The sequence below is a fragment of the Micromonospora sp. WMMC241 genome (genome assembly GCF_027460165.1).
Classification (GTDB): domain Bacteria; phylum Actinomycetota; class Actinomycetes; order Mycobacteriales; family Micromonosporaceae; genus Micromonospora; species Micromonospora humi.
Genome location: NZ_JAPZBF010000001.1, coordinates 653,667 through 665,844, shown reverse-complemented (window position 1 = coordinate 665,844; position 12,178 = coordinate 653,667). Strand labels below are relative to the sequence as shown.

The following is a 12,178-nucleotide window of genomic DNA, read 5'->3' as shown; positions in this document are numbered from 1 at the left end:
CCGGAGGTGGGCCGTAGGCTGGCCGCCGTGACGACGACGGATCCGCTGGTGGCCCGGATGCGGCCGTTCGGCACCACCATCTTCGCCGAGATGTCGGCGCTGGCCGTGCGCACCGGCGCGGTCAACCTGGGGCAGGGCTTCCCGGACACGGACGGCCCGCCGGAGATGCTGGCCGCCGCCGCCGAGGCGCTGCGCACCGGCCACAACCAGTACCCGCCGGGTCCGGGAATTCCCGCGTTGCGCGCGGCCGTGGCGGCCCACCAGCGCCGGTTCTGGGATCTGGAGTACGACCCGGACGGCGAGATCGTGGTGACCGCCGGCGCGACCGAGGCGGTGGCGGCCAGCATCCTCGCGCTCTGCGAGCCGGGTGACGAGGTGGTCTGCTTCGAGCCGTACTACGACTCGTACGCCGCCTCGATAGCGTTGGCCGGCGCGGTGCGTCGCCCGGTGACGCTGCGCCCCGGCGGCGACGGCCGGTACGCCTTCGACCCGGCCGAGCTGCGCGCCGCGTTCGGCCCGCGGACCCGGTTGGTGCTGCTGAACTCGCCGCACAACCCGACCGGGAAGGTGTTCACCGCCGACGAGCTGGCGCTGATCGCCGAGTTGTGCGACGAGCACGACGCGTACGCGGTCACCGACGAGGTCTACGAGCACCTGGTCTTCACCGACGCCGCCGCGCCGCACGTGCCGCTGGCCACCCTGCCGGGCATGCGGGAGCGGACGCTGCGCGTCTCCTCGGCCGGCAAGACGTTCTCCTGCACCGGCTGGAAGGTCGGCTGGGTGAGCGGCCCGGCGCCCCTGGTCGCCGCCGTGCTGCGGGTGAAGCAGTTCCTGACGTTCGTCAACGCGGGCCCGCTGCAACCGGCGGTCGCGGTAGCCCTCGGGCTGCCGGACGCGTACTTCACCGGGTTCCGGGACGACCTGCAACGCCGGCGGGATCAACTGGTGTCCGGGCTCGCCGACGCCGGGTTCGGCGTGCTCGTGCCGGAGGGGACCTACTTCGTCACCGCCGACGTCTCCCCGCTCGGCGGCCGGGACGGGGTGGAGTTCTGCCGGGCCCTGCCGGAGCGGTGCGGCGTGGTGGCGGTGCCGACGCAGGTCTTCTACGACGACGTGGCGGCCGGCCGCCGGTTGGTCCGGTTCGCGTTCTGCAAGCGGCCGGAGGTGCTCGCCGAGGCGGTGACCCGGCTGGGCCGGCTCCGGGAGGACCGATGAGCGACGGGTACGCCGAGCGGCTGCGCCGGCTCGCCGCCCAGCGCGGCTGCGACACGATGCTCTCCGGCGTACGCCCGGCCACGGCGCGGGAGCAGTTGGCCGCGCTCGACGCGATGGCCGGCGACGACCTGCCCGACTTCTACGGCGAGGGCGGCGCGGTGGCGGAGCTGGAAGCCCGGGTCGCCGAGCTGCTCGGCGCGGAGGCGGCCGCGCTGTTCCCGTCCGGCACCATGGCCCAGCAGGTCGCGGTGCGCTACGGCGCGGAGGTGACCGGGCGGCCCGGCGTCGGCCTGCACCCGCTCAGCCACCCGCTGCTGCACGAACGCGACGCGTACACCCTGCTCGCCGGCGTGCGGGCGGTGCGCACCACGACCGCGCCGCGTAATCCGACGGCCGACGAGGTGGCCGCGCTCGACGAGCCGGTCGGCACGCTCTGCCTGGAGCTGCCGTTGCGCGATGCCGGCTTCGTGCTGCCGACCTGGGACGAGTTGGTCGCGGTCGTCGCGGCGGCGCGGTCCCGGGGCGCCCGGGTGCACTTCGACGGCGCCCGGCTCTGGGAGTCGACAGTCCATCTCGGATACTCGACCGCCGAGATCGCGGCGTTGGCGGACAGCACCTACGTCTCGCTCTACAAGTCCCTCGGCGGCCACTCCGGCGCGGTGCTGGCCGGCGACGCGGACCTGATCCGGTACGCCCGCGCCTGGCGGCACCGGTACGGCGGCACGCTGTTCCAGCAGTGGCCGGTGGCGCTCGCCGCGCTGGCCGGGCTGGAGCGGGAGCTGCCCCGGCTGGCCGGCTACGTGGGGCACGCCAAGGTGGTGGCGGAGGCGCTGGCGGGCCTGCCCGGCGCCCGGGTCCACCCGACGCCGCCGCACACCCACCAGTTCCGGTTCTGGCTGCCGTATCCGGCGGCGGTGCTCGACGCGGCGAACGTCGCGCTCGCCGAACAGGAGCGGGCCTGGTTCGTCGGCGGCTGGCGGGACAGCGAGGTGCCGGGGCTGGCGCTGGCCGAGGTGACGATCGCCGGGCCGGCGCTGGAGCTGGACGCCGACGGCGTACGCGAGCTGGCCGACCGGTTCCTGCGCCGCCTGCCCACCGGCTGATCGCGCCGACCGTCCGCCATCGGCCGAGCCGCCGGGTCGGGGCGCCGGTTCAGCCGGCGGCCCGCGCCGGGTCGGCATCCTCGCCGGATCGGGCACCCGAGGGTTTGCCTGGTCCGGCCGCGGTGGTCTCGGCGGCGAGGCCGGCGAGCGTGGCGCCGCCGTCGGCGAGCAGCGCCGCCTCGGCGTCGTCGACGAAGGCCAGGTCGGCCTCGACGTGCCGGCCGGCGGCCGAGAGCAGCAGCCGGACCACCGGGTCGTCGGCGCCGCGCCGCAGCCCGTCGAGGTTGCGCAGCTCGCGCATGAGGTGGCCGCGCTGGTTGGCGAGCACGGTGCGGACGACGGCCGGTTGACCGGACCGGGCGGCGGCGGTGACCTTGAGGAAGAAGTCGTCCCGGAAGCCGCCGCTGCGCGGGCTGGGCGCCGTCAGCCAGCGGTCGAGTTCGGCGCGGCCGTCGTCGGTGATCTCGTAGACCACCCGGTCGGGCTTGACCGGCTGGGGCTGCCGCTCGGCGATCACCAGGCCGTCGCGGGAGAGCCGGTCGAGGATCTGGTAGAGGTGGCCGATGTTGAGCGGACCCCACTGCGGGCCGACCGCCGCCTCGAAGGCGCTCTTCAACTCGTAGCCGTAGCTGGGGCCGCGGGCGAGCAGGGCCAGGACCGCGTGCTGGATCGCCACCGTCTTCTCCGATCCGGTTTTCGGACAGGCACCCGGGCGGGGCCTTGCATTGTCACAATGTATCGCGCACAGTGTGCTCAGCACACGGGGAGGCGCAATGGTTCGGTTCGTCTGGGGTCATCTTCGCGGCCGCGCCGGCCGGTCGGTGGCACTGCTGGTCGGCGTACTGGTGGCCACCACCGGCTTCGTCGTCCTGACCGGGGCCACCACCACGTCCCGCCTCGCGGTGACCGGCACCGTGGAGCGGAACACCCGCGCCGCCTACGACATCCTGGTCCGGCCGAAGGGAACGCGCACCGCGCTGGAGGCGGAGCGCGGGCTGGTCCGGCCCAACTATCTCTCCGGCAGCTACGGCGGCATCACCACCGCCCAGTACGACCAGGTCAAGGCCGTCGAGGGGGTGGACGTCGCCGCCCCGATCGCCATGCTCGGTCACTCCACCACCGAGGTCGAGCTACCGCTCGACCTGACCGGCGTGGTGGACCGCTCGCTGGAGCGCCAGGTGATCCGCGTCGACCGCACCTTCCTCGCGGAACGCGGGTCGAGCCACGTCGCCGCGGAACCGATCTACGTGTACGTCACCACGCACCCCCTCCTTTATCCGCGGACCGACAACGGCTTCCGCGCCGACGCGATCCCGTACAGCGACGGTCGCAGCTACGACTCCTCACTCTGTGGGGACGTGCCCCGGGAAGTGCTGTCGCGCGGGCGCAGCGCGCCCGTCTGCGATCCCCGCTGGTACCTCGCCCCGTCGATGAACACCCTCACCGACCGACAGGTCTGGTCCGTCGAGGCGTTCCGGTTGCTGCCGGACGGACGGTTCGAGAGCCGCGCTCCCGGCTCGACGCCCAGCCAGCGGTCGGACCGGCTCGTCGTCCGGCCGAAGGTCACCGTGCCGTTCCTGCTCGCGGCCGTCGATCCGGACGCCGAGCAACGACTGGTCGGCCTGGCCAGATCCGTCGTGGCCGGCCGACCGCTGGAAGCGGCCGACGCCGTGCGGACGAGACGGACGACGGGCACCCGCGTGCACACCGTTCCGGTGCTGGTCAGCGCCCGGCCCTACCTGGACGGCACGGTCCGCACCACCTGGCACCGGATCACGCCACGGAACAGCCTCGGCGATGTCCCACCGGAGGATCTCGGCCGGGTGCTGCGCGACGCCCCGACCACGCCGGTGGGTGGCGCCGAACAGAAGGTCGCGACCGCGTACCAGGCACAACTCGCCGGTGACGCGGACTGCTGCGCGGGCCAGCTCACCCGCGTGGTGCAACCCGGCCAGACCAGCTACGACCGGCAGCCGGACGGCAGCCTCCGGGCGCGTTCGGCGGACCCGAACCCCAAGGTGTACGTCGGCAAGGACCAGGCCATCGCCATCCCACGCCCCTGGCTCACCGCGGACACACCGTTCCGACCGCTGGCGGCGCTCGGGCTGCCGTCGTCCGGACGATCCCTCACCGACGTGCGAGGTTGGCGGTCCGTGGGCTCCTTCGACCCGGAGAAGCTGACCGGGTTCAGCGACCTGGGTGAGGTGCCGCTGGAGACGTACGAGCCACCGCGCGCCGAGGGCGCCGACGACTCCAGCCGTGCCGTGCTGGGCGGGGAGCCGCTGGAACCCAGCGGGAACCCGGCCGGCTACCTCACCGCACCGCCGCTCCTGCTGACCACGCTCGCTGCGGTGCCCGACCTGCTCAAGGGCGGCACCAGTCCGCAACGCACCGCGCCGATCAGCGCGATCCGGGTCCGGGTGGCCGACGTGGACGGTTACCGCGAACGCTCCGCCGAACGGGTCCGGCTGATCGCCGAGCGGATCGCCACCTCCACCGGCCTCGACGTCGACATCACCCTCGGCTCCTCCCCCGCCCCGCAGACCGTCGACCTGCCCGCCGGCGAGTTCGGGCGCCCCGACCTGCGGCTCACCGAGAACTGGTCCGCCCTCGGCGTCGCCTCGGTCATCACCCGGGCGGTCGACCGCAAGAGCGCCGTGCTGTTCGCGCTAGTGCTCGTGGTGTGCGCGCTCTTCCTCGGCAACGCGGTCACCGCCGCGGTCCGGGACCGCCGGGCCGAACTCGCCGTGCTGGCCTGCCTCGGCTGGTCGGCCCGCCGCATCGGCGCGCTCGTCCTCGGCGAGGTCGCCACGCTCGGCCTGGTCGCCGGGCTGCTCGCCGTCGGCTTGGCCGTTCCGCTCGGCCACGCGCTCGGCATCGGCGTCGACTGGCGGCGGGCCCTGCTCGCCGTACCGGTGGCTCTGCTGCTGGCGCTGGTCGCCGGCCTGGCACCCGCGCTGCGGGCGGCGCGCGCCCACGCCGCCGCCGCGCTGCGCCCACCCGTCACGGGCGCCTTCCGCGCCCGCCGGACGCGGACCGTCGCGGGGATGGCCCTGGTGAACCTGACCCGGGTTCCCGGGCGCACCCTGCTCGGTGCCGCCGCGCTCGCCATCGGCGTGGCCGCGCTCACAGTGGTCGCCGCCGTCTCGTACGCCTTCCGCGGCGCCGTCGTCGGCAGCCTGCTCGGCGACACGGTGTCGCTGAGCGTGCGCGGCGCGGACACCCTCGCCGCGGTGGCCACCGTGCTGCTCGGCGTCGCCGCCGTCGCCGACGTCCTCTACCTCGACGTCCGTGACCGGGCCGCCGAGCTGGCCACGCTGCGCGCCACCGGCTGGACCGACGGCGCGCTCGCCCGCCTGCTCGGCTACCAGGCGTTGTTCCTCGGCGGGTTCGGCGCGCTCACCGGCGCCGGGCTCGGCCTCGGCGGCGCGGCCTGGCTGGTCGGTGACGTGCCGGCCGCCCTGGTGACCGTGGCGGCCCTGGTCGCCACGGCCGGCGTGCTGCTCACCTGTTTCGCGGCGCTCGTACCGGCCGGGCTGCTGCGCCGCCTGCCCACCGCGCGACTGCTCGCCGAGGAGTGACGATGGATCCGACCACCGGAAGCAACGTGCGCGCGGAGGGGCTGGTCCGCGAGTTCCGGTCCGGCGCCGAACGGCTCACCGCCGTCGACGGGGTGTCGCTGGAGATCGCGGGCGGTTCGGTGACGGCGCTGACCGGGCCGAGCGGCTCGGGCAAGTCGACGCTGCTGCACCTGATCGGCGCGATCGAACGGGCCGACCGGGGCAGCCTGACCGTGGACGAGGTGGAGGTCACCGCACTGCGCCGGGCGGCGCTGGCCCGCTATCGGCAGCGGGTCGGCTTCGTCTTCCAGCGCTACCACCTGCTGCCGGCGCTGACCGTGCTCGACAACGTGATCGCGCCGGTGCTGCCCCGGCGGGAGGGCCGCGCCGACCACCCGGCGCGGGCCCGGGAGCTGCTGGCCGCCGTCGGCCTGGCCGGGCGCGAGCGGGCCCTGCCCGCGCAGCTCTCCGGCGGTCAGCAGCAGCGGGTCGCCATCGCCCGTGCGCTGATGGGCCGGCCCCGGCTGCTGCTGGCCGACGAGCCCACCGGCAACCTGGACTCCACCACCGGCGCGCAGATCCTCGACCTGCTGCTGGAGTTGCGCGACAAGCACGGCATGACGATCCTGCTGGCCACGCACGAACGGACCATCGCCGCCCGGTGCGACCGGTTGATCCGGCTGGGCGACGGGCGGATCGTCGAGGACGTCGACCTCACCGACGGCGAGGACCCGGCCGACACGTTCGACCGGGCCTCCCGACTACGTATGTGACCGCCGGCGGGCCGCTCAGCCGACCGGGCTGGCGGTGCGTACGTGCCCGGCGATGCGCTCGGCGACCTCGCGCGCGGTGGCCTCGGTGGCCGCCTCGACCATGACCCGCACCAGCGGCTCGGTGCCGGACGGGCGGAGCAGCACCCGGCCGGTCTCGCCCAGCTCGGCCTCGGCCCGCTCGACCTCGGCGCGCACGGCCGGCGCGGCGGCGCCGACGGTACGGTCGCCGACCGGCACGTTGATCAGCACCTGGGGCAGCTTGGTGACCACGGCGGCCAGTTCGGCCAGGGAGGTGCCGGTGGCGGCCATCCGGGCCATCAGGTGCAGGCCGGTGAGCACGCCGTCGCCGGTGGTGGCGTACGCGGGCAGCACGATGTGGCCGCTCTGCTCGCCGCCCAGGGCCAGGCCGGAGGCGCGCAGCTCCTCCAGCACGTACCGGTCGCCGACCTTGGTCTCGACCAGCCGGATGCCGTGCGCGGACATGGCCAGCCGCAGGCCGAGGTTGCTCATCACGGTGGCGACCAGGGTGTCCTGGGTCAGCTCGCCGGCCTCGCGCATGGCCAGGGCGAGGATCGCCATGACCTGGTCGCCGTCGACCTCCTCGCCGTCGGCGGTGACCGCGACGCACCGGTCGGCGTCGCCGTCGTGGGCGAGGCCGAGGTGCGCGCCGTGCTCGACCACGGCGGCGCGCAGCGCGTCGATGTGGTTGGAGCCGCACTCGTCGTTGATGTTGAGCCCGTCCGGCTCGGCGTGGATGGCGATCACCTCGGCGCCGGCCTCCCGGTAGGCCACCGGGGCGACGTCGGCGGCCGCGCCGTTGGCGCAGTCGACCACGACCTTGATTCCGTCGAGGCGGTGCGGGACGGTGCCGACCAGGTGCTGCACGTAGTGGTCGGCGCCGTCGAGCAGGTCGTTGACCCGACCCACGCCGGCACCGATCGGGCGCTCCCAGGCGGTGGTGGCGTTCGCCTCGACGGCAGCCTCGATCCGCATCTCGATCTCGTCGGGCAGCTTGTGCCCGCCGGCGGCGAAGAGCTTGATGCCGTTGTCCGGCATCGGGTTGTGCGACGCGGAGAGCATGACCCCGAGGTCGGCCTTGATCTCGGCGGTGAGGAACGCCACCGCCGGGGTGGGCAGCACACCGACCCGGACCACATTGGCGCCGGCGCTGGTCAGGCCGGCGACGACGGCCGCCTCCAGCATCTCGCCGCTGGCCCGGGTGTCCCGGCCCACCACCGCGAGCGGCGGATGGCTCCGGTCCGTCTCGGCCAGCGTGTGGGCCGCGGCCACCGCGACCGCGAGCGCCAACTCCGGGGTGAGATCCGCGTTCGCCCGCCCGCGTACGCCGTCCGTGCCGAACAACCGGCCCATACCCGCCAACCTCCGTGGAACTGCCGTTGAGGAGAGAAACACGGAACGGCCGGGCCGCCCCCGCAGAAGGGAGGCGGACCCGGCCGTCCGTCAGAAGTACAAGACGCTGTCGGTGATCAGCGCTTCGAGTACTGGGGAGCCTTACGGGCCTTCTTGAGGCCGTACTTCTTGCTCTCCTTGACCCGGGCGTCACGGGTCAGGAAGCCGGCCTTCTTCAGGGCCGGGCGGTCGTCGGGCTCGTTGACGATCAGCGCCCGGGCGATGGCGAGCCGCAGCGCGCCGGCCTGGCCGGTGGTGCCGCCGCCACGCAGGTTGGCGATCACGTCGAAGGTTTCCGGCTTCTCGGCGGTGACCAGCGGGTCCTTGATGAGCTGCTGGTGCACCTTGCTCGGGAAGTAGGCCTCGAGGTCGCGGCCGTTGCAGGTGATCTTGCCGCTGCCCGGGATGATCCGGACCCGGACGATGGCTTCCTTGCGACGGCCCACGGTCTGGATCGGGCGGTCACCGCGGGGCGCGCGCGCGACGGGCGCCGGCGCCTCGGTGGCCTCGGGGGCGACCTCGGTCTCGGTGATGTCGGTCATGCTGCTTCCTTCGCCCGCGCTCACTGCGCGATCTGCTTGATCTCGAACGGCGCCGGCTGCTGCGCGCCGTGCGGGTGCTCGGCACCGGCGTAGACCTTCAGCTTCTTCAGAATCTGACGGCCCAGCTTGTTGTGCGGGAGCATGCCCTTCACGGCCAGCTCGACGGCCCGCTCGGGCCGCTTGGTGAGCAGCTCGTCGTAGCCGACCCGCTTCAGACCACCCGGGTAGCCGGAGTGGCGGTAAGCGACCTTGGTCTGGCGCTTGTTGCCGGTCAGCGCGACCTTGCCCGCGTTCACGATGACGACGAAGTCGCCCGTGTCGACGTGCGGCGCGAAAGTCGGCTTGTGCTTGCCACGCAGCAGCGTGGCGGCGTGGGTCGCGAGGCGGCCCAGCACGACGTCAGAGGCGTCGATGACGTGCCACTGACGCTCGATCTCACCCGGCTTCGGGCTGTACGTACGCACAGGTCTACCTTGTCTCGTCGTCGGTCTGGGGTCGCGCGCCGAGGTAACCGGGGCTTCCCAGTCGAACCAGCGCGCACGAACGACCAAGCGTACCTGATGCGGCACGCCTAAGAATGTCGTACAACAGCAGGCAACGATACCGGGCCGCCGGGCGGCAGGTCAAAACGGGGTCACCTCGCGCGCGGCCATGACTCCGCTCACACTCCGTGCAGCGTACGCGGTCCCGGCCGCAGGTAGACCGCCCAGGTCACCAGGAAGCACAGCGCGTACCAGCCGATGAACGCGAGGTAGGCCGCGTCGGCGGTGCCCGAGGTCAGGAACGACTGCCGGAACGCCACGTTCACCAGCACCCCGCCGGACGCGCCGACCGCGCCGGCGATGCCGATCAGCGCGCCGGAGAGCCGTCGGGCCCGGCGCTGCGCCGCCTCCGGGTCACCGGTCGCCTCCGCCTCGGCGGAGGCACGGGCCCGGAAGATCGCCGGGATCATCTTGTAGGTGGAGCCGTTGCCGATCCCGGAGAACACGAACAGCGCCAGGAACCCGGCCAGGTAGAGCGGGAAGGACCGGTCCCGGGCGGCGGACAGCACCAGCGCGGCGCCGGCGGCCATCGCCACGAAGTTCCAGAACGTGACGCGGGCCCCGCCGATCCGGTCGGCGAGCTGACCCCCGAGCGGCCGGACCAGCGAGCCGACCAGCGGACCGAGGAAGGTCAGCCAGGCCGCGTCGACCGGGGTCGGGAACCGGTCGTGGAACTGGAGCTGGAGCACCTGGCCGAAGGCGAAGCCGAAGCCGATGAACGAGCCGAACGTGCCGACGTAGAGCAGCGACATCACCCAGGTGTGCGGGTCCCGGGCCGCGGCGCGCAACGCGCCCGGCTCGTTACGCGCCCCCGGGACGTTGTCCAGCCAACGCGCCGCGGCCAGCGCGGCGAGCACGATCAGCGGCAGGTAGACGGCGGGCACGAGCCGGGGGTACGCGGCCCCCGCGGTGGCCAGCACCGCCAACCCGACGAGCTGCACCGCCGGTACGCCGAGGTTGCCGCCGCCGGCGTTGAGCCCCAGCGCCCGCCCCTTGAGCCGGTCCGGGAAGAACAGGTTGATGTTCGCCATCGAGGAGGCAAAGTTGCCGCCGCCCACGCCGGACAGGCAGGCCAGCACCATCAGCGTGGCGTACGACACCCCGGGGGTGATCAGCAGTGCCATCGGCACCGCCGGCACCAGCAGCAACAACGCGCTGACGACGGTCCAGGTCCGGCCGCCGAACCGGGCCACGGCCAGCGTGTACGGCAGCCGCAGCACCGCGCCCAGCGCGGCCGGCACGGCGGTGAGCAGGAACTTCCCGGCCGGGTCGATGCCGTACTCGGGGCCGAGGAAGAGCACCGTCACCGACCAGAGGCTCCACACCGAGAAGCCGACGTGCTCGACGAAGATCGACACGTACAGGTTGCGCCGGGCGGTCCGGGCGCCGCCGGCGGCCCAGAACGCCGGGTCCTCCGGACGCCATTGCGTGATCCCTCCCGGCCGGCCGGTGGCGACCGGGGTCGGGGTGGTGGTGGAAGCGAGCGTGCTCACGGCGACTCCTCCTCGTCGGTGACGAGGGGGACGCTAGGTACGGGTGGTTTCGCACCCGGTGCCCCGCGCGCGTCGGCGCGGCTACGGAGATCGCACGTCCGCCGCGCGGCGGCGGTGAGGCGGTCACAACTCCTGGAGGATCCGCAGCGCCCGGCCGACCCGCTGCATGGTCTCCGTGTCGGCCACGTCCACGCACTCGCTGAACCACTTCTTCATCGGCGAGGAGAGCCGGTCGGGCATCACCACGAAGCCGCCCATCCGCACGGCGAGCGGCGAGTCGCGCAACAGCGACTCCTCGACCACCTCGGCCACGATCACGATCGGCACGTCGGTGGAGTTGTAGACGTCGGAGCTGATGACCAGGCCGAACCGTTCCCGGGCGCCGGAGATGCGCCAGACCTCTCCCCTACGCAGCACGCGGGCGTCCACCGCCGAACAGGGCGTCGTGGACCATGCCGACCTCCTGGGCGTCGGCCAGGGCGGCGGATTCCAGGTCCAGCCCGGCGCGGCCGACCGCCTCGGCGTGCGCGGTGAACACCTCGCGCAGCGCCTTCTCCCGGGCGGCCTGGTCCATCCAGGCGGAGAGGGAGAGCCCTTCCCGCTTGGCGAACCGGCGCGCTTCCTCGATCGTCTCGTCGGAGAACGACAGTGTCACCTTGGCGGTCATGCCGAGCAGACTACCCAGCGGTATGACCGCCAGTCATCCCCGCTCGCGCCGATGGCGGAATCGGACACCGCGGATCATCGGGGACGCCGGCCGCCGAAGACCGCGAAGCGCCACTCCTTGAAGAAACAGTCCACGTCGACCAGGCCGGCCTCGTCGAGCCAGTGACACTGGTCGACCACGGTGGCCGGGCGGTCGTAGCGCATCCGTTCCCGCGACGCGGCGATCTCCTCGGCGTCCGAGCCCAGTTCGGTGATCCGCGCCGTCCACACCTCGTCGTAGCGCCGGTCCAGCGCCGGGGTGGGGCCGGCCACCTGCTCGGCGTTGACGAAGACCCCGTCGGGCGCCAGCGCGTCGGCCGCCCGCCGGTAGAGCGCCCGCTTGCCGTCGTCGTCCAGGTGGTGGACGGCCAGCGCGGAGACCACCGCGTCGTAGCGGCCGGCGGGCAGCGGGTCGGTCAGGTCGGCGTGCACCGTGCGGTGCGGCACCCCACGGGCGGCCAGGTGGCCGGTGGCCACCGCCAGCATGCCGGGCGCGCCGTCGACGAGCGTCAGCCGGACGCCCGGGACGGCCGCGGACAACAGCAGGGAGAGCAGGCCGGTGCCCGCGCCGAGGTCCAGCACCTCGGGGGTACGCCCGGCGGCGAGCGCCGCTCGCAGGGGCGGCGCGGCCACCTCGACGGCGGTGCCGTAGAAGGCGTCGAAGCAGGGCACCAACCGGCGCCGGGCCTCGTCGTAGCTGCCGGCCACGGCGTCGAAAGCGTCCGTCACGCTCATACGTGCCTCCCGTATTATGAGACAGTTTTCTCATATTCTAGACTCTGCGGTCCGTTCCGTCACGCCGGTGCGGTGTGAGGGGCTCTTGACAGGACCGAAA

The 12,178-nt window shown here is 73.6% G+C and carries 12 protein-coding genes; 4 read left to right on the top strand and 8 right to left on the bottom strand.

Translation table 11 applies throughout. The features are described from left to right. Positions 1-27 precede the first annotated feature (27 nt). Together O7598_RS03300 and O7598_RS03295 are read left to right on the top strand one after the other, a co-directional pair. Positions 28-1,215: a pyridoxal phosphate-dependent aminotransferase gene (locus O7598_RS03300; RefSeq protein WP_269689951.1), complete on the top strand. Its 1,188-nt coding sequence runs from the start codon at positions 28-30 to the stop codon at positions 1,213-1,215. Next, a complete protein-coding gene (locus O7598_RS03295; RefSeq protein ID WP_269689950.1) occupies positions 1,212-2,318 on the top strand; it encodes a threonine aldolase family protein in 1,107 nt (368 codons plus the stop codon). The genes O7598_RS03300 and O7598_RS03295 overlap by 4 nt, the downstream gene beginning before the upstream one ends. Positions 2,319-2,367: 49 nt before the next feature. Here O7598_RS03295 and O7598_RS03290 read toward each other — a convergent pair whose 3' ends face one another. After that, positions 2,368-2,994, bottom strand: a complete 627-nt coding sequence (locus O7598_RS03290; protein WP_269689948.1) for a PadR family transcriptional regulator — start codon at positions 2,992-2,994, stop codon at positions 2,368-2,370. A gap of 97 nt (positions 2,995-3,091) precedes the next feature. Between O7598_RS03290 and O7598_RS03285 the strand changes: the two genes are divergently transcribed. Together O7598_RS03285 and O7598_RS03280 are read left to right on the top strand one after the other, a co-directional pair. Further along, the gene (locus tag O7598_RS03285) at positions 3,092-5,899 is read left to right on the top strand and encodes an FtsX-like permease family protein (protein WP_269689947.1); all 2,808 of its coding nucleotides are present in this window, start codon (positions 3,092-3,094) and stop codon (positions 5,897-5,899) included. 2 nt (positions 5,900-5,901) lie between these two features. Beyond that, positions 5,902-6,651 (top strand): ABC transporter ATP-binding protein, encoded by a 750-nt coding sequence (locus O7598_RS03280; RefSeq protein WP_269689946.1) that lies wholly within the window; start codon positions 5,902-5,904, stop codon positions 6,649-6,651. Between the two features lie 15 nt (positions 6,652-6,666). Here O7598_RS03280 and glmM read toward each other — a convergent pair whose 3' ends face one another. From glmM to O7598_RS03245, 7 genes are all read right to left on the bottom strand, one after another. Next, positions 6,667-8,022: a phosphoglucosamine mutase gene (gene glmM / locus O7598_RS03275; RefSeq protein WP_269689945.1), complete on the bottom strand. Its 1,356-nt coding sequence runs from the start codon at positions 8,020-8,022 to the stop codon at positions 6,667-6,669. 116 nt (positions 8,023-8,138) lie between these two features. After that, positions 8,139-8,603, bottom strand: a complete 465-nt coding sequence (gene rpsI, locus O7598_RS03270) for a 30S ribosomal protein S9 (RefSeq protein WP_269689944.1) — start codon at positions 8,601-8,603, stop codon at positions 8,139-8,141. A 20-nt stretch (positions 8,604-8,623) separates the two neighbouring features. Continuing rightward, positions 8,624-9,067, bottom strand: coding sequence for a 50S ribosomal protein L13 (gene rplM / locus O7598_RS03265; protein WP_091065920.1), 444 nt, complete (start codon positions 9,065-9,067; stop codon positions 8,624-8,626). 197 nt (positions 9,068-9,264) lie between these two features. Continuing rightward, positions 9,265-10,638 carry an MFS transporter gene (locus tag O7598_RS03260; protein WP_442929791.1) on the bottom strand — a complete coding sequence of 458 codons (1,374 nt, stop codon included), beginning with the start codon at positions 10,636-10,638 and terminating at the stop codon, positions 9,265-9,267. Between the two features lie 123 nt (positions 10,639-10,761). Next, the gene (locus O7598_RS03255) at positions 10,762-11,067 is read right to left on the bottom strand and encodes a hypothetical protein (protein WP_269689943.1); all 306 of its coding nucleotides are present in this window, start codon (positions 11,065-11,067) and stop codon (positions 10,762-10,764) included. Continuing rightward, positions 11,045-11,305: a DUF6364 family protein gene (locus tag O7598_RS03250; RefSeq protein WP_269689942.1), complete on the bottom strand. Its 261-nt coding sequence runs from the start codon at positions 11,303-11,305 to the stop codon at positions 11,045-11,047. The genes O7598_RS03255 and O7598_RS03250 overlap by 23 nt, the downstream gene beginning before the upstream one ends. 74 nt (positions 11,306-11,379) lie before the next feature. After that, positions 11,380-12,078: a class I SAM-dependent methyltransferase gene (locus O7598_RS03245; RefSeq protein WP_269689941.1), complete on the bottom strand. Its 699-nt coding sequence runs from the start codon at positions 12,076-12,078 to the stop codon at positions 11,380-11,382. Positions 12,079-12,178 lie beyond the last annotated feature (100 nt).